Annotated in this window: 16 protein-coding genes and 1 tRNA gene; 3 read left to right on the top strand and 14 right to left on the bottom strand. The window is 72.1% G+C overall.

Translation table 11 applies throughout. The features are described 5' to 3' along the window. Nucleotides 1-21 precede the first annotated feature (21 nt). Nucleotides 22-2,118, top strand: a complete 2,097-nt coding sequence (locus E6J59_11485; protein TMB19483.1) for a thioredoxin domain-containing protein — start codon at nt 22-24, stop codon at nt 2,116-2,118. A gap of 10 nt (nt 2,119-2,128) precedes the next feature. Here the strand turns inward: E6J59_11485 and E6J59_11480 are convergent, their stop codons facing one another. The 7 genes from E6J59_11480 to E6J59_11450 all read right to left on the bottom strand — a co-directional run bounded on the left by E6J59_11480 (nt 2,129) and on the right by E6J59_11450 (nt 8,447). Next, a complete protein-coding gene (locus E6J59_11480; protein ID TMB19482.1) occupies nt 2,129-2,902 on the bottom strand; it encodes an enoyl-CoA hydratase/isomerase family protein in 774 nt (257 codons plus the stop codon). Beyond that, complete coding sequence (gene gloB / locus E6J59_11475) at nt 2,902-3,681, bottom strand: hydroxyacylglutathione hydrolase (protein TMB19481.1); 780 nt, start codon at nt 3,679-3,681, stop codon at nt 2,902-2,904. Before gloB ends, E6J59_11480 begins: the two co-directional genes overlap by 1 nt. Nucleotides 3,682-3,687: 6 nt before the next feature. Further along, a complete protein-coding gene (locus tag E6J59_11470) occupies nt 3,688-4,518 on the bottom strand; it encodes a hypothetical protein (protein ID TMB19480.1) in 831 nt (276 codons plus the stop codon). Nucleotides 4,519-4,582: 64 nt separating this feature from the next. Beyond that, complete coding sequence (locus E6J59_11465; protein TMB19479.1) at nt 4,583-5,638, bottom strand: hypothetical protein; 1,056 nt, start codon at nt 5,636-5,638, stop codon at nt 4,583-4,585. 179 nt (nt 5,639-5,817) lie between these two features. Next, nucleotides 5,818-7,317 carry a M20/M25/M40 family metallo-hydrolase gene (locus E6J59_11460; protein ID TMB19478.1) on the bottom strand — a complete coding sequence of 500 codons (1,500 nt, stop codon included), beginning with the start codon at nt 7,315-7,317 and terminating at the stop codon, nt 5,818-5,820. Nucleotides 7,318-7,544: 227 nt separating this feature from the next. Next, nucleotides 7,545-8,150, bottom strand: a complete 606-nt coding sequence (locus E6J59_11455) for an RlmE family RNA methyltransferase (protein TMB19477.1) — start codon at nt 8,148-8,150, stop codon at nt 7,545-7,547. A 24-nt stretch (nt 8,151-8,174) separates the two neighbouring features. Next, nucleotides 8,175-8,447 (bottom strand): hypothetical protein, encoded by a 273-nt coding sequence (locus E6J59_11450; protein TMB19476.1) that lies wholly within the window; start codon nt 8,445-8,447, stop codon nt 8,175-8,177. 156 nt (nt 8,448-8,603) lie between these two features. Here E6J59_11450 and E6J59_11445 point away from each other — a divergent pair, with 156 nt between their 5' ends. Continuing rightward, complete coding sequence (locus E6J59_11445; protein ID TMB19475.1) at nt 8,604-9,461, top strand: 2-oxo acid dehydrogenase subunit E2; 858 nt, start codon at nt 8,604-8,606, stop codon at nt 9,459-9,461. Here the strand turns inward: E6J59_11445 and pgeF are convergent. The 6 genes from pgeF to E6J59_11415 all read right to left on the bottom strand — a co-directional run bounded on the left by pgeF (nt 9,439) and on the right by E6J59_11415 (nt 13,957). After that, nucleotides 9,439-10,116: a peptidoglycan editing factor PgeF gene (pgeF, locus tag E6J59_11440; protein TMB19474.1), complete on the bottom strand. Its 678-nt coding sequence runs from the start codon at nt 10,114-10,116 to the stop codon at nt 9,439-9,441. The genes E6J59_11445 and pgeF overlap by 23 nt on opposite strands. Before the next feature lie 172 nt (nt 10,117-10,288). Beyond that, on the bottom strand, nt 10,289-10,741 hold the full coding sequence (locus E6J59_11435; protein ID TMB19473.1) for a dCMP deaminase family protein: 453 nt from the start codon (nt 10,739-10,741) through the stop codon (nt 10,289-10,291). Beyond that, on the bottom strand, nt 10,738-11,583 hold the full coding sequence (locus tag E6J59_11430; protein ID TMB19550.1) for a site-2 protease family protein: 846 nt from the start codon (nt 11,581-11,583) through the stop codon (nt 10,738-10,740). The genes E6J59_11435 and E6J59_11430 overlap by 4 nt, the downstream gene beginning before the upstream one ends. A 56-nt stretch (nt 11,584-11,639) precedes the next feature. Continuing rightward, nucleotides 11,640-12,419, bottom strand: a complete 780-nt coding sequence (locus E6J59_11425; GenBank protein ID TMB19472.1) for an SAM-dependent chlorinase/fluorinase — start codon at nt 12,417-12,419, stop codon at nt 11,640-11,642. Further along, nucleotides 12,416-13,345, bottom strand: a complete 930-nt coding sequence (locus tag E6J59_11420) for a hypothetical protein (protein TMB19549.1) — start codon at nt 13,343-13,345, stop codon at nt 12,416-12,418. Before E6J59_11420 ends, E6J59_11425 begins: the two co-directional genes overlap by 4 nt. Before the next feature lie 45 nt (nt 13,346-13,390). Next, a complete protein-coding gene (locus E6J59_11415; protein TMB19548.1) occupies nt 13,391-13,957 on the bottom strand; it encodes a D-sedoheptulose 7-phosphate isomerase in 567 nt (188 codons plus the stop codon). A 147-nt stretch (nt 13,958-14,104) separates the two neighbouring features. Between E6J59_11415 and E6J59_11410 the strand changes: the two genes are divergently transcribed. Then, a tRNA-Gly gene (locus E6J59_11410) sits at nt 14,105-14,176 on the top strand. Nucleotides 14,177-14,583: 407 nt separating this feature from the next. Here E6J59_11410 and E6J59_11405 read toward each other — a convergent pair. Continuing rightward, on the bottom strand, nt 14,584-15,047 hold a 464-nt coding region (locus E6J59_11405), incomplete at its 5' end, for an integrase (GenBank protein ID TMB19471.1).

The following is a 15,047-nucleotide window of genomic DNA, read 5'->3' as shown; positions in this document are numbered from 1 at the left end:
GGGGCGCCCGGCTGTCAATCGATGACGGGCGTTGCACCGCCGCGGGCGCGCTGCCACCATGCGGGCGTGGTGCCCCCGAACCGTCTCGCCCGCGAGACCAGCCCCTACCTCCTCCAGCACGCGGACAACCCTGTCGACTGGTTTGCGTGGGGCGAGGAGGCGTTCGGGCGGGCCCGCGCGGAGAACAAGCCGATCCTGCTCTCCGTCGGCTACTCCGCCTGCCACTGGTGTCACGTGATGGAGCGCGAGTCGTTCGCGAACCCGGACATCGCGCGTCTCATGAACGAGCTCTTCATCAGCGTGAAGGTCGATCGCGAGGAGCGGCCCGACATCGACGACGTCTACATGAAGGCCGTGCAGGCGCTGACCGGTCGCGGCGGCTGGCCGATGACCGTGTTCCTGACGCCGGAGGGCAAGCCCTTTTACGGTGGCACCTACTTCCCGCCCGTGGACCGGCACGGGCTACCCGGCTTTCCGCGCGTCCTCGAAGCGGTGGCGCGGGCCTACCGGGAGCGCCCGGCCGACGTGGCCAGGTCGGTCGAGCAGATCGTCTCCGGCCTGGCGCGCTTCGAGCACGCCCAGGCCACCGGGCGTCCCCTCGACCCGACCCTCCCGCGCCGTGCGGCGGAGGCTCTCCTCGCCCATGCCGACCGCGCCGACGGCGGACTCGGCGGGGCGCCCAAATTCCCGCACACGTCGGCCTTCCAGCTCTTCCTGCGGCAGCACCGCGCGACCGGCAACCCCGCGTTGCTCGACGTGGTGCTCCTCACCTGCGAGCGGATGGCGAGGGGCGGTGTGTACGACCAGGTTGGGGGCGGCTTCCACCGCTACGCGGTGGACGCGCGCTGGCTCGTGCCCCATTTCGAGAAGATGCTGTACGACAACGCGCAGCTCGCGCGTCTGTACCTGGAGGCCTACCAGGTGACCGGCGAGCCGGGGCTCCGCCGCGTCGTCGAGGAGACACTCGACTACGTGCTGCGCGACATGCGGCACCCTGAAGGCGGCTTCTACTCCGCGACCGACGCCGACAGCGAGGGCGAGGAGGGGAAATACTTCGTCTGGACCCCCGCGGAGGTGGCCCGAGTCGTCGACGCGAACGACGTCGACCTGGTCTGCCGCTACTGGGACATCTCCGACCAGGGAAACTTCGAGGGGAGGAGCGTTCCGCACGTCACCCTGACCGTCGAGCAGGTCGCGAGGATGTTCGGCCGGAGCCCCGCCGACGTGGCGGCATCGCTCGAGCGCGCCCGCGCCCGGCTGCTGGCCGCTCGCGCGCAGCGGGCGGCGCCGGCGCGCGACGAGAAGATCCTGGCGAGCTGGAACGGCCTCATGATCGGGACGCTGGCCGAGGCAGGCCGAGTGCTCCGGGCCGCCCGCTTCCTCGGGGCAGCGTGCGCGGCCGCGGAGTTCGTCTGGACGCGCATGCGGGCCGGGGGGAAGCTGCTCCACGGGTGGGTGAGCGGGCGCGCGAAGCACGGCGCCTACCTGGACGACCACGCCTTCCTCGCTAGCGCCTTCCTCGACCTCTACGAGGCCACCGGCGAGCGGGTGCACCTCGGGCGGGCGGAGGAGCTGGTGGCCGCCCTCGACGCCCGCTTCCACGACGGCGCGGGCGGGGGCTACTTCTTCGTCGCGCACGACGAGGAGCAGCTGATCGCGCGCAGCAAGCCGGCGGGCGACGGCTCCCTACCCTCCGGCAACGCGGTCGCGGCGCACGTGCTGCTTCGCCTGCATCACCTGACCGGGGAGGCCAGCCATCGCGCCCGTGCCGAGGAGATCCTCCACCTCTATCACGACGAAGCGGCCGAGAATCCGTTCGCCTACGCGACGTACCTCCAGGGGTTGGAGTTCTTCCTCGAGGGACCGGTCGAGGTGGTGGTCGTGGGGCGACGCGGCGCGACCGACACCGATGCCCTGTGGGCCGAGGTCGCCCGCGCCTACTGGCCGCACCGGGTGCTGGTCGCCACCCAGCCGGATGAGCCCGACCTGCCGGCCCCCGCTCGCGAGCGGCCGGCGGTGGACGGGCGGGCGACGGCATACGTCTGCCGCAACTTCACCTGCGCGGCACCCGTCACCCGAGCGGAGGAGCTCGCCCGGCTGCTCCAGTCGGGCGCCTGAGACTCGGGGCCTACTCGCCGCGGAACACGGGCGAACGGCGCTCGCGCTGTGCGGCCAGGCCCTCGCGCGCGTCCGCGCTGCCCTGCACGCGGTGGAAGAGGGCCTCCAGCTCGTCCCGCCGGTAGGCTCGCCGCTCCTCGGCCAGGCGCTGCACGAACGCCTTCATGGCGCGGACCGAGAGCGGCGCATTGTGAGCGATCTGGCGCGCCAGCTCCCCCACGGCGGCCTCGAGACTCCCGGGGGGGACGACGCGGTTCACGAGCCCGAGCGCGAGCGCCTCCGGGGCGCCGAGGCCCTCGCCGGTGAAGAGCAGTTCCTTCGTCGCCGCCGCACCGATCGTGTCGACGAGCTTCCAGGTGAGCGTCACGGGCACCGCGATGCCGATACGGGCGAGCGGCATCGCGAAGTGGGCGCGGTCGGAGGCGACGCGGAGGTCGCAGTGCAGTGCCAGCTCGCAGCCTCCGGCGATGGCATCGCCCTGGACGGCGGCAATCGTGGGATGCGGGCAGCGCTCGAGGTTCTCGAGCGCGTCCTGGAGGGGGTGCGTCTCCACCCGGCCGGCCTCCCGCTGTGCCGCGAGCTCGCGCAGGTCGAGGCCCGCGCAGAAGACACCCCCGGCGCTCGCCAGCACCACGACGCGGACGTCCTCGCGTGCGGCCACCTGGGCGAGGGTAGCGTGGAGGGCCTCGATCATCTCGGTGCTGAGCGCGTTGCGCTTCTCGGGCCGGTTGAGGGTAATGGTGCACACAAGGTCGGCGATACGGCTCAGGATCAGGTCGGGCATCAGAAGCGGTCCTTCAGAGCCCGAAGCGCGGCGAAGAGCGCCACACGGTCTCCGGGCGGCAGGTCGGGAACCCGTGCCCGGACCGAGGCCGCAAGCTCGGGGCTGTCGATGCGCAGGAACGGATTGGTCGCCTTCTCCTCGGCGATCGTGCTCGGCACGGTGCACTTCCCCTCGCGGCGGAGCGCTTGCACGGCGGCCAGCTTGGCGGCGAGCGCCCGGTTTCCCGGCTCGAGCATGGCCGCGAAGCGGAGGTTCTTCTCGGTGTACTCGTGGCCGCAGTAGACGCGCGTGTCGTCGGGAAGCGCGGCGAGCTTGGCGAGCGACGCCATCATCTGCGCCGCGTCACCCTCGAAGAGGCGGCCGCAGCCCGCCGCGAAGAGCGTGTCGCCGGTGAACACGGCGCTCACGCTCGGGAAGTAGTACGCGACGTGGCCGCTGGTGTGCGCCGGGATCGTGATCGCCCGGCCCGGGAAGGCGCCGACCTGGACCGGGTCGCCGTCCCGCACGCGATGGGTGATCCCGGGGATGCGGGGCGCGTCGTCGGCCGAGCCGTAGACGTGAAGACCAGGGAGGGCGGCCAGGAGGTCCGGGTTGCCACCGACGTGGTCGAAGTGGTGGTGGGTGGCGAGCACAGCCGTGAGCCGCGCGCCCGCGCTTTCCGCCTCGGCGAGCACGGCCGCCGCCTCGGCGCAATCGACGACGGCGGCCTCGCGGGACTCGGGATCGACCAGCAGGTAGGCATAGTTGTCGGCGAGCTGAGGAACAGGGACGATCTCCACCGCGAGCTAATCCTCGACCGAGACGGGAGCGCGCTCGGGCTCGGCGAACGCCCCGGCCGCTGCCGAGGTCCCGCTGCGCTGCTCCACGCGGAAGAGCCGCTCGCGGAGGCCCGCCGTTTCGACCGCGCGGGCGACCTGCTCCTTGGAGAGATCGCTCAGCCGGCCCTCGAGGCGCGTCACGCGGTCCCGGAAGCCCGTCGCCTCGCCCGCCCGCGCGATCTGATCCTTGGAGCTCTCGACCACCCGCCCCTCGATCCTGGTAAGACGCTCGCGGAGCGCGCCCAGCTCGCCGAGCTTGGTGCCGACCTCACGCCCGAGGTCGGTGAGACGCTGCTCGGTTCGCTCGAGCCGCTGCAGGAGCTCCCCAGCGTCGAGCGTCTCGCGCGTGGCCTCGCGCGTGAGCTCGGCGACGCGCCGCTCCGCATGCTGGAGGCGGAGCGAGAGCTCTTCGATGCGCGCCAGGGCTGCGGATGCCCGCTCCCCCGCGCCGCTCGCGATCGACTGCAGGGGAGCCAACAGCTCGCGCACTCCCTCCTTCGGCACGTCGGCCAGGCGATTCTCGACCGCCCGGACGCGCTCGCGGACGCGGTCTAGATCGCGCCGCAGCGACACCGCGAGGCGATCGAGGAGAACGTCCAGGCGCTCGGAGAGCCGCTCCTCGATCCCGGCGATGAGCGTGGTCACCTGGCTCTCGACGCCGCGCCCCACCTCGACGATGCGGCGCTGCACCCCGGCGCCCAGGCTCTGCGCCTGGCCGACCAGAGCCTTCCCGCCCCCCGTCAGGACGTCCTGCAGCACGGCGAGCCGCCCGCGCGACTGCTCCTTCACACGTCCCATCACGTCCTCCTTCTCGAGTGGCGCGCCCGCGCGCGCCCGGTCCTTCCCTGTTCCCCCGTACCTATCATGCGCCGGGGCCCAGCACGGTGAGCACGCCGGTGTACTGATGAAGCTGCGTCCCGTCCGCGCCCGGCCCGAACTCCGCCCCGCTGAAGAACCCCGCAACCGGAAGCCTGCCGAGGTGCTGCCGCAGATAGGCGCTCTCCAGGCCTGGGACGCCGTAGAAGCCGCGCCCCCGGCCGACGCAGGTAACGTAGAGTGCGGCCGCGGCTTCCGGCGCCTGCCATGCCGCCGCCTGGTCGGCGAGCAGGCGTTGCAGACCCTCGCGTGCCCCGAGCGGATCGCGAACGCCGAAGAACACGCGCTGGCCCTCGGCGACCGGAGCCGCGACGGCAAGGGCGCCGTGCTCGGCGTCGAGCGCGAGCAGGTGGCGGGCGACGAACTCGTCCTCGCCGACCAGCAAGCCGGCGAGCACGGTGGCGAGCGCGCGGCGCGGATGCGCGAGCAGCGGGGAGGGGACCACAGAGGCGAAGACCTCGTAAGCGGGTCGCCCATCCAACGCGAGGATCCAGTTGCCCCGCGCGGCGGTGACTCGCCACACGGGGCTCGCGCGCCGCAGGGCGTGCGTCACGCCCACCGTCGCGCGCAGCGAGCCTTCCAGCGCCACACCGGCTACCGCTGCCGAGGAGGCCGCGTTGCCCGAGAAGACGGACACCTCACCGACGCTCCCGTCCTCCGACGCTCCGCCGCCCACCACCACCACACCGGGCAGCCGCTGCCGGAGTCCGCGAAACAGCGGCTCGGGCTCGAGATGGTACGTGTCCCCGAAGAGAAAGAGGACGCGGTCACCCCCTCCGCCCTCCCCGACGGCGTCGAGGATGTCGTCGGCAACGTGCTCGGCTCGCCCGCGCGTCAAGGGTACGAAGAAGCGACGGGCGACGAAGTCGCCGCCGAGCGCGAGTACGGCCACGGCCGGACCGCCCTCGACTTCCTCCTCACCGGCGAGCACGCCTGCGGCGCTACAGCCCACCACCTGCGCCGTCCCGCACACCTCGCCCGCGGTGCGGGTGACGCGCGTGAAGCCGGGCCCGTGTGGCGTAGTCGCGAAGACGAGCAGCACATCGGCGCGCTCGAGGCTCGCAGAGGTAAGTGCTGCGGTGGCCGCATCGGCCGCGGCGCGCGCCGAATCTCGCTCTGTCGACAGTCCCGCTCCCGCCCGAAGCACACACCCTTCTCCGGAAATGGCCCTTTAGAGCAAGCGGGAGCCGGAATTGCAACTGCGCGGGCGCGGAAAATGCTCTATCGAGCGGGCAGCGCGCGCAGCAAGGCGACGAGCCGCTGCACGCCGTCGCGGAGGTTCTCGACCGAGACGCGCTCGTTGACGCCGTGGACCGTCTTCTCGTCATCCTCGCTCAGGACGAAGGGTACGAAACCATAGCTCGCGATTCCGTGCTCCCGGAAGTAGTGGCTGTCCGTGAAACCCGTGATCACGCTCGGAACGACCGGCGCCCCGCCCAGGTCGCCGGCCGCGAGCTTGCGGATGGCGGCCATCAGCCCGGAGGCCGAGTCGGAGGAAGAGGCTGGGAACGAGAGCAGCGTCTCGATCCGGATGGCGTCGTCGGCGATCACCTCGCGCAGAAGCGCGAGGAACTCCGTGGGGCGCTCCCCCGGCAGGAGTCGGCAGTCGAGCTGCGCGCTCGCCTCCTCGGGGATGACGTTGGTCTTGGGGCTCCCTTCGAGGACGGTGGGCGTCATGGTGTTCCGGATGAGGGCATTTTGGCGCGGGTTGCGGGTGAACTCGGCAAGGAAGGCGGGATCTTCGAGCGCCTCGCTCAAGTGGGCGAGTTTGCTACGCAACGGCTCGCGCTCGAGGGGCGCCAGGGCGGCGAAGTATTCCTCCACCGGCCGCACGAGCCGCACGGCGGTCCGGTACCGACGGACCTTGTCGAGCGCCCGGACGAGCCGCGTGACGGCGGTCTGCGCGGGGGGCGTCGAGCCGTGACCACCCTCCCCGCGCGCGATCACCTTCACCCAAAACGGCGTCTTCTCCGCCACGGCGACCTGAACCACCTTTCTCCTGCCCTGGGCGACGTGGATGTGATCGCCCTCAGTCAGCAGGTACTCAGCGTTCCCGAGCAGCTCGGGCCGGTGCTGCACGATCCAGCCCGCGCCGGCCTTGCCGCCCGTCTCCTCGTCGGCGGTGGCGAGCAGGATCACGTCCCGGTCGATCGGCTGCCCGCTCCGCTTGAGCGCGACGAGCGCCATCAGCTCGACCACCGCCACGCCCTTCGCGTCGAGCGCGCCGCGCCCATGGACGTAACCGTGCTCCAGTGCGCCGGAGAAGGGCGGGACGCGCCAGCCCCGGGGGTCGGCCGGGACCACGTCCAAATGCGCGAGCAGGATGATGGGCGGCGCGCCGCCGTTGCCCGGGAGCCGGGCGTGGAGGTTGCCGCGGCCCGGCGATGACTCGAAGACCTGGGCCTCGATGCCTTCGCCCTCGAGCTTGCGGGCGAGCGCGTTCGCCGCCGCCGTCTCCCCGCCGGGCGGATTCTGGGTGTCGATGCGGATCACGTCGGCCAGCACCTCGGCCGCCTCGTTCCCGAGACGGTGCCAGTCGAGATCGGCCGCGCGGGCGACATGACCGCCGACGAGGGCAGCCGCGATGCCGAGAGCTGCAGGCGCGGAGCGCCGCGTCAGAGTAGGGCGATTCGGTCTGGTCGTGCCGCAGAGCAGCATTCCACGCCCCTTTCCGCGCTCGCGCGCGAGCAAATCCTCGCCCAGCGCGGCTTCGCGACGCACCGACTTGTCAACACCGCGCTGGGCGCGGTTTTGGCCAATGAACGCGTTCGCTCCCTGCCCTTTTGCCGACGATGTTCAAAGTGCGTTGCTCCAGCCGAAACAGGCACTTATATGGGGATCGGCCCGGGTCTTGACGGCGTGTCTCCGGAGCACTGGCGTATACCCCTGGTGCGGCACGGATTTTCGATATCCACAAGTTTTCCACACACCAGGTCCAACCCCGCATCTCAGCGCGCGGGTGCTCCGCGGTGGCCGCGTCCGACCCCGTACACCTCGGCCGATGCCTTCCGGGTGGCGTCGGGCCGCGTCGTTCGGAACTCCTCGAAGCGGCGCCGCAGCTCGGCCGTGGCGACGTCGAGCGCCCCACCCATGAAGAGCTTGATCAGGAGGTTCCCGCCGGGGCGCAGGACGGCTGGAAGCACCTCGAGCACCGCCGCCACGAGCTCGCTCGAGCGCGCATCGTCCGTCTCCCGGATTCCGGTCAGCTTGGGCGCGAGGTCCGAGAGGACGACATCGGCGGGCCGACCCAGATGCTCCAGCACGACCCGCCACGTGGACGGATCCCGCACATCACCGCTCACCAGGCGCAGGTTCGGCGCCGGCAGCGGCTCGACGGGGACCAGGTCGACGCCGACCACGCGACCGCGGGGGCCGACCGCCTCGAGGGCCACCTGAAGCCATCCACCCGGCCATGCGCCCAGGTCGACGACGGCGTCGCCGCGTCGGAGAAGCCGGAAGCGGGAGTCCAGCTGCGCGAGCTTGTAGGCGCTGCGGGCACGGTAGCCGGTGGCCCGGGCGCGGCGGTAGTAGGCGTCCTTCCGCCGGTAGCTCATGCCGCGCCCGCGCGGAGACGGGCGCTACTGGGAGGCGGGCTCGTAGGCCTCGTACCCGCCGAAGGGGCTCTCGTGGGGCACGTGCCCGAAGACGCGCTCGAGCTGCGGGTTCGAGACCACGAAGTGCATCGGGCGCATGACGATCCACTCGAGCATGAAGCCGACCGGGTAGAGCCCGTACGCCGCCAGGCGGAGCGGGTTCGATTCGGAGTCGTCGTAGGCGTCGTGCGCCCGCGCGGCGCTTGGGGCACCGAGGAGGACGACGGCGAGGGCGAGCGCGAACAGAGACCTTGTCACGGGACACCTCCCGGGGCCCGGACGTTCGGGCCGCCTTGCGTGGAGGCTAGCAGCCGTCCGGTCCCCGCTCAAGAACGCGCTCGCGCGGGCCGGCGGCGCGTTGACAGCCCGGATCTGCGCTCGCTAGAGTGCGGCGCCTTTCCCGGGCACCACGTGATGCCGCGCACCTTCAAGCCCCTCCAGCCGCTCCGCGGCTGGCGCCGGGTGGCGACGCAGGCCTGGCGGCCCCCCCGGGATCCGAGCGTCTACGCCCAGCTCGACATCCCCATGCGGTCGGCGCTCGCCTACGTCGAGCGGTTGCGCGAGGAGAGCGGAGTGCGCGTCACCGTGACGCATCTCGTGGCGCGCGGGGTCGCGCTGGCGCTGCGCCAGTATCCCCAGCTGAACGGGATCGTGGCCCGCGGCCGCATCATGCTGCGCGACAGCGTCGACATCTTCCTCCAGGTGGCGATCGAAGGCGGGACGGAGCTCTCGGGCATCAAGATCGCGCGCGCCGACGTGAAGAGCGTCCTCGAGATCGCGCGCGAGATGGAGACCCGCGTGGAGCGCCTGCGCGCGCGGCAGGACCGCCAGGTCGAGCGCACCAAATCGCTCCTCGACCGCATCCCGCTGCTCCTGCTCGGACCCGTCATGCGCACCATAGCGTACCTGGTCTACGACCTGGACCTCGACCTCACGCGGCTCGGGGTCGTGAAGGACGAGTTCGGCAGCGCGATGGTCACGAACGTGGGCATGTTCGGCCTGGCGCAGGCCTACGCGCCGCTCGTCCCGTTCAGCCGCACGCCCCTCGTCGTGCTGGTGGGCGAGGTGCAGGAGAAGCCGGTCGTGGAGGCGGGCCGGGTGGTGGTGCGGCCGATGATGACCCTCGGCGTCACCTTCGACCACCGCTTCATGGACGGCTGGCACGGCGGGGCGATGGCCCAGCTCTTCCGCGCCTTCCTGGAAGACCCCGCGCGCTTCGACGAACCCAAGGTCGTTCCGGTCGCGGCCGCTACTCCCATCCAGCAAAGCTGAGCTGCCGGCCCGTTCGCGCTCCGTCGCGACGGTAGGAGTGGTAGCCCTCGCCGCACGCGGTGCACGGGCCGAGCGTAGCCACCGATCGGACCCCTGCCGCTTGGAGGAGGCAGCGAGCGGCGATGCGCAGGTCGAGGTGAAGGCGGCTCCCGCGCGGCGTCCAGGCGGGCGCCGCCGGGTTGCCCGCGCGGGCACGGAAGGCGTCGACGACGTCGGCTCCCACCTCGTAGCAGCAGCCGGCGATGGCGGGGCCGATCACGGCCTCGAGCTCGCCCGGTCGCGTGCCGAACGCCGCGCGGAGGTGCGCCACTGCGGACTCGAGTACGCCGGCCGCCACCCCGCGCCATCCCGCGTGCACCGCGGCCACGACGCGGCATCGGCGGTGGGCGAGCAGGACCGGCATGCAGTCCGCCGTGACGACGCCGATCAGGAGCCCCGTCGTCGTGCTGGCCAGGCCGTCGGCCTCGGGCTGCACGCCGGCCGAGGTCGCGTTCACGACCCGTCTGCCGTGTACCTGGCGCGGGAGGGCGAGCGGCACGCGCACGCCGACGCGGGCGAGGACCGTTTCCCAGCCCGGGGCGGCGGCGCACTCGGCGGCGCCGAGAAACCCGTGCCGCAGGCCCGGCACGGCGTCCCAGGGGGCGTGCGTCAGCACGGTCCGCCTGGCGGCGCCGGGCGGGCTTGGCTATCCTGCGCCGCGTGGGACGCCGAGGGGCGGAGGGCCTGAGTCTCCTCGATCTGCTGGTCGCTCTCGCGCTGCTCGCGCTCCTCGTCTACCTGGTGCGGATCGACTGGCAACCCCCGCCAGCCGCACCGGCCGCCGCCGCTCACGGCTCGACGCGCTCGAGCCGAACCTCCGTGTAGCGGAGCAGCTCGTCGAGCGTCTGTCGCTTGTACTCGCGCTCGTAGAAGATGCGGCGGATGCCCGTGTTGATGAGCACCTTCAGGCAGTGAATGCAGGGCGTGTGCGTGATGTAGATGTCGGCGTCGCGGATGCTGGCGCCGTTCTTCGCCGCCTGCGCGATGGCGTTGATCTCGGCGTGGATGGTGCGGAAGCAGTTCTCCTCCGTCTCGCCGGACGGCGTGCGCGACGTGTAGACGAGGCACCCCACGTCGGTGCAGTGCGGCAGCCCGGCGGGCGAGCCGTTGTACCCCGTCGCCAGGATGTTCTTGTCGCGCACGATCACCGCGCCCACCTTGGCGCGCGCGCAGGTGGAGCGCTCCGCCACCTGGCGCGTGATGGTGAGGAAGTACTGGTGCCAGCTCGGGCGCTCGCTCATGGGAGAAGCTTGATGGGCTCGGGCACGAAGGTGAGGACGAATATCACGAAGGTGGCGAGAGCGGCGAGCCGGCGGCCTCGGCCGAGCGCACGCCGGTCGTCGTCGGTCGGCGGATGGCCGAGCGACCAGAGCACGCTGATGATGACCGTCCACAGGAGCCAGCCGGGCCAGCCACGCACGCCGAGCCAGGCGAGGAAGGCGATGAGGAGCGCCGGGACCCAGGGGGCGCCACGGCCGACCGCCGCGTAGAGCACGTGCCCGCCGTCGAGCTGTCCGACTGGGATCAGGTTGATCGAGGTCACGAAGAGCCCGAACCAGCCCGCGAAGGCGACGGGATGCAGGACCACCGTGGCGGAGTCCACGTGGAGGACGGCGCGGGTGAGGAACGCGGTCAGAAGCGAGTCACCGCACTCGACGCCGTGCCACCGGGGGGGCTCGGCGAGCACGGTCGAGTGCGCGAGCCCGACCACGGTGGCGACCAGCGCCACCACGAACCCCGCCCACGGCCCCGCCGCGCCGATGTCGAAGAGCGCGCGCCGGTCGGGGAAGCGCGAGCGGATGCGGATGAAGGCGCCGAACGTTCCGACCGGGCTCACGAGCGGCGCCGGGATGAAGTAGGGCAGGGAAGCGCTCACGCGGTGCCGGAGGCAGGCGACGTAGTGCCCGGACTCGTGCACGAGAAGGATGAAAACCAGGGTGGCCGCGAACGGCAGCCCGCGGAGGAGGAGCGCGGGATGCGCAGCGAGCGCGAGCGGGTCCACGTCGACGCCAGCCAGCGTGGCGCTGAAGATCGTCGCCCCGAGCAGCACGGCGTGCACGGCGGGGGAGCGTGCGCCGGCCATCGGCCGCGCCAGCGCGGCCGGCGACACCCCCTCGCTCGAGCGTTCGTCGATCGCCATCACGCCTCGATCACGACAGCCGCGCCGACACTGGCGCCCAGTTGATCGCGCGCCGAGCCCTCACGCACCGCGAGCTCGACGAGCCCCCAGCTGTTCACGACGGCGACGGGCTCGCCACGTTGGACCGCGGCATAGGAAGGCGCGACGCCGCGCAGGCGGACGTTCCCGATCCCGATCGACGGCGCGCGGACGGTCAGGCCGGCCAGATCGGCGGCGCTCACGTTGGTCACCAGGTTGCCGAAGTGATCGACGTAGATCACCTGGCCGCGGAGCGCGTGCCCCTCGCGCACGACCGGGGGCAGGTCGAGCCGCTGCATGTCCCGCACCTCGCTCCCGAGCTTCTCGACGGGTGTCCCCGCCGCCAGCGCGGCGGCGACCGGCGCGAACACGTCGCGTCCGTGAAACGTCGCGCTGCGCGGGGAGAGGAAGAAGTGCTCCGCCGTCAGGTGAATGATGCGGCGGATCTCGATGCGGGGTGCGGCGAGCGAGAGCAGCCCGTTGTCCGGGCCGACCAGCAGGGTGCCGGCAGTCTCGACGCACAGCGCCCGCCGCTCGCTCCCCACGCCGGGGTCGACCACCGCGAGGTGAATCGTGCTGCGCGGGAAGTAGGGCACCGAATGGCGGAGGATGAGCGCGCCGGCCAGTACGTCGTGGGGCGGGACGCCGTGCGTCAGGTCGATCACGCGCGCCGTGGGCGCGCGGCCCGCGATCACGCCCTTCATGATGCCGACGAACGGGTCCGCGGCACCGAAGTCTGTGGTGAGCGTGATGATACTCATCGACGCCGCGCGAGCGCGTCCTCCACCGCGGCCCAGAGGAGCGGGAACATGATCTCGTGGTGGCCCGTGAGCTGGATGCCGCGGCCGCCCGCCGCGGTGGGTCGCGCCACCACGTTCACCGCCGGGCGGTAGTGACGGTTGAAATCCATGTCGATCGTGGTGAGGTCGCGCACCGGATGGCCCACGTTGCGCGCCAGGTTGAGCGCCTTGACGAACACCTCCGGCAATACGACGGCCGAGCCCAGATTAAGGTAGACCCCGCCCGCGAGCCGCGCCATCACGCCCGCGAGCAGGTGGAAGTCGCGCAGGCTCCCCTCGCCGATCGCGGCCCCGTCGGCGCTCGGGTGCATGTGGACGATGTCGGTGCCGATCGCCACGTGCGCGGTGGCCGGGATGTCCGCCCGCGCCGCCGCGGCGAGGATGCTGGTCCGGCGAAAGGGAAGGCGCGCGCGCAGGATGGCCTCGCCGATCGCGCGCCCGAGCCCGCGCCCGGCCGCGACGCCCTCGCGCGTGGCGCGGTTCAGGAACTCGCCGGTCTCGCGCGCCATCCCGAAGGTGCCGCGCTCGAGGCCCGGGCCGACGTCCTCGGAGGTCCGGCCGTTCCAGGCGAGCTCGAAGTCGTGCACCAGGCAGGCGCCGTTCATCGCCACCGCCGCGAGGCGGCCACGCTCGATCAGGTCGACGATGACGGGCCCGAGCCCGACCTTGATCGGGTGCGCGCCCATGCCGAGGACGACCGGCCGACCGCGGCGGAGCGCCCCCGCGATGCGCTCGACGGCGCCGCGGAGATCGCGCGCGGCGAGGATGTCCGGCAGCCGGGCGACGAGCCGGCGCACCGTCATCCCGGCCCCGACTGGGCGACCGAGGCTCGCCGCGGCCACCAGGCTCGGCCGCCGGGCGAGCGGCACCGTGCGGACGCGCGACATGTCGAGCGGGACGGGGGCGCGGCCCGGGCGCCGCGGACGACTCACCTACGACTCCCCGAACAAGCGGCGATCGACGAGCTCGCAGAGCACGTGTCCGATCAGGATGTGCGTCTCCTGGATGCGCGCCGCGTGGGTGCTCGCGGACACGCGCAGGCAGAGATCGACCAGGCCGGCGAGCGTCCCGCCGTCGCCCCCGGTGAGCCCGATGGTCTTGATGCCGAGCTCCCGGCACACGTCGATCGCGCGCAGCACGCTGGGCGAGCGGCCGCTGGTCGAGATGGCGAGCGCGACGTCGCCCGCGGCGCCGAGCGCGCGCACCTGGCGGGCGAACACCTCGTCGTAGCCGTAATCGTTGGCGATGGCGGTGAGCGCCGAGGTATCGGTGGTGAGCGCGATGGCGGGAAGCGGCCGCCGCTCGCGCTGGAACCGTCCGACGAACTCCGCCGCGAGATGCTGGGCGTCGGCGGCGCTGCCGCCGTTGCCGAAGAGGAGCAGCTTCCGTCCGGCCGCGAGCGCGTCGGCGATCAGGTCGATGGCACGCTCGAGCGTGTCGGCGTTCTCCTGCAGGAAGACCTCGCGAGCGCGCGCACTCGCCTCGAACAGCGCCCGGATGGCCGTCCGGCTGGAGCTCGAGCGCGCGCGGGGCGTCGCCATGCGGGTCGGAGGGATCGTAGGCGCGGGTCCCCAGGCAGTCAAGGAAGCGCGCGCGGGCGGTAGTGTTGCGAGGCGAGGACGAGTGCGCTACGGTCTCGGGCCGTTGCGGGCGTAATTCAGTGGTAGAATGCCAGCTTCCCAAGCTGGACGTCGCCGGTTCGACCCCGGTCGCCCGCTCTCGTGAGTTCGAGGAGTTAGGCGCAACCGCGCTTCAAGCTGCGGACCGCTGGTGGCTGTTTGGTGGCTGTTCGTCCCCGGCCGTTTGTCCGATCACGCCGGCACGTAGGGCACGACGAGCAGCCCAACCGCCCGCTGCTTGGGCCGCTTCGAGGTCGCATCCGACTTGGGGTTGACACGCCAGTTTTGTCAGGCGAAGCAGGCGCGGGAGGACATACGATGCGACGGGATCAGCTTCGCGCTCTCCTGCGGGAACTCGCCGACGCGCCCAACCTGACCGGGACCAACGGTACCGTGCGCGCCGGGGATCGTGCTCTCTTCGCCAGCGGTGGGCGGCTGTACGCACGCCTATCTGCCACGCAGGTTGAGCCGGTCACTGTTGAAGACGAGGACGACGAGGAACAGCCTCACGCCGGCACATAGGGCACGACCAACAACCCAGCGGCCCCCTGCTTTGCCCTCTCGCCCCGCCGGTCGTACCGCGCCGTGGTCGCCGGGTTCGCGTGCCCGGCCATTGCCTGCACCACGGCCAAGTCGGCGCCGTTATCGAGTAGGTCGGAGATGAAGCTGCGGCGCATGTCGTGCGGGGAAAAGCGGGCGATGCCGGCGCGCTTCGCCAGATGGGCGAGGCGGTCAAACACGGACTCGGGTGTCAGCCGGCGGAGCATGATGCGGCCCGCCTTGTCCACCGGGACGAACAACGGCCCCGGCTCCGAGCCACGCACCGTCAACCAGGCCGCAAGGGCATCGCGGGCGCCGTTCGTCGCGTACATGAGGCGAGCCTTGTTACCCTTGCCCCGCCGGATGGTGAGTGCGCCAGTCTCGGGATCGTAGTCGGCCACGTCGAAGGCGACCGCCTCTGCGCGCCTGA

It is taken from the genome of Deltaproteobacteria bacterium, from assembly GCA_005879795.1.
GTDB lineage: Bacteria > Desulfobacterota > Binatia > DP-6 > DP-6 > DP-6.
The sequence above is the reverse complement of the archived record's forward strand: the minus strand, read 5'-3'. Positions and strand labels throughout refer to the sequence as shown.

Excerpts from the sequence above, each read along its gene's own strand:
- E6J59_11485 (TMB19483.1), top strand. The coding sequence starts at position 22 with ATGACGGGCGTTGCACCGCCGCGGGCGCGCTGCCACCATGCGGGCGTG.
- E6J59_11480 (TMB19482.1), bottom strand. The coding sequence starts at position 2,902 with ATGCCCGACCTGATCCTGAGCCGTATCGCCGACCTTGTGTGCACCATT.
- E6J59_11470 (TMB19480.1), bottom strand. The coding sequence starts at position 4,518 with ATGGGACGTGTGAAGGAGCAGTCGCGCGGGCGGCTCGCCGTGCTGCAG.
- E6J59_11455 (TMB19477.1), bottom strand. The coding sequence starts at position 8,150 with ATGAGCTACCGGCGGAAGGACGCCTACTACCGCCGCGCCCGGGCCACC.
- E6J59_11445 (TMB19475.1), top strand. The coding sequence starts at position 8,604 with ATGCCGCGCACCTTCAAGCCCCTCCAGCCGCTCCGCGGCTGGCGCCGG.
- E6J59_11435 (TMB19473.1), bottom strand. The coding sequence starts at position 10,741 with ATGAGCGAGCGCCCGAGCTGGCACCAGTACTTCCTCACCATCACGCGC.
- E6J59_11430 (TMB19550.1), bottom strand. The coding sequence starts at position 11,583 with ATGGCCGGCGCACGCTCCCCCGCCGTGCACGCCGTGCTGCTCGGGGCG.
- E6J59_11425 (TMB19472.1), bottom strand. The coding sequence starts at position 12,419 with ATGAGTATCATCACGCTCACCACAGACTTCGGTGCCGCGGACCCGTTC.
- E6J59_11420 (TMB19549.1), bottom strand. The coding sequence starts at position 13,345 with ATGTCGCGCGTCCGCACGGTGCCGCTCGCCCGGCGGCCGAGCCTGGTG.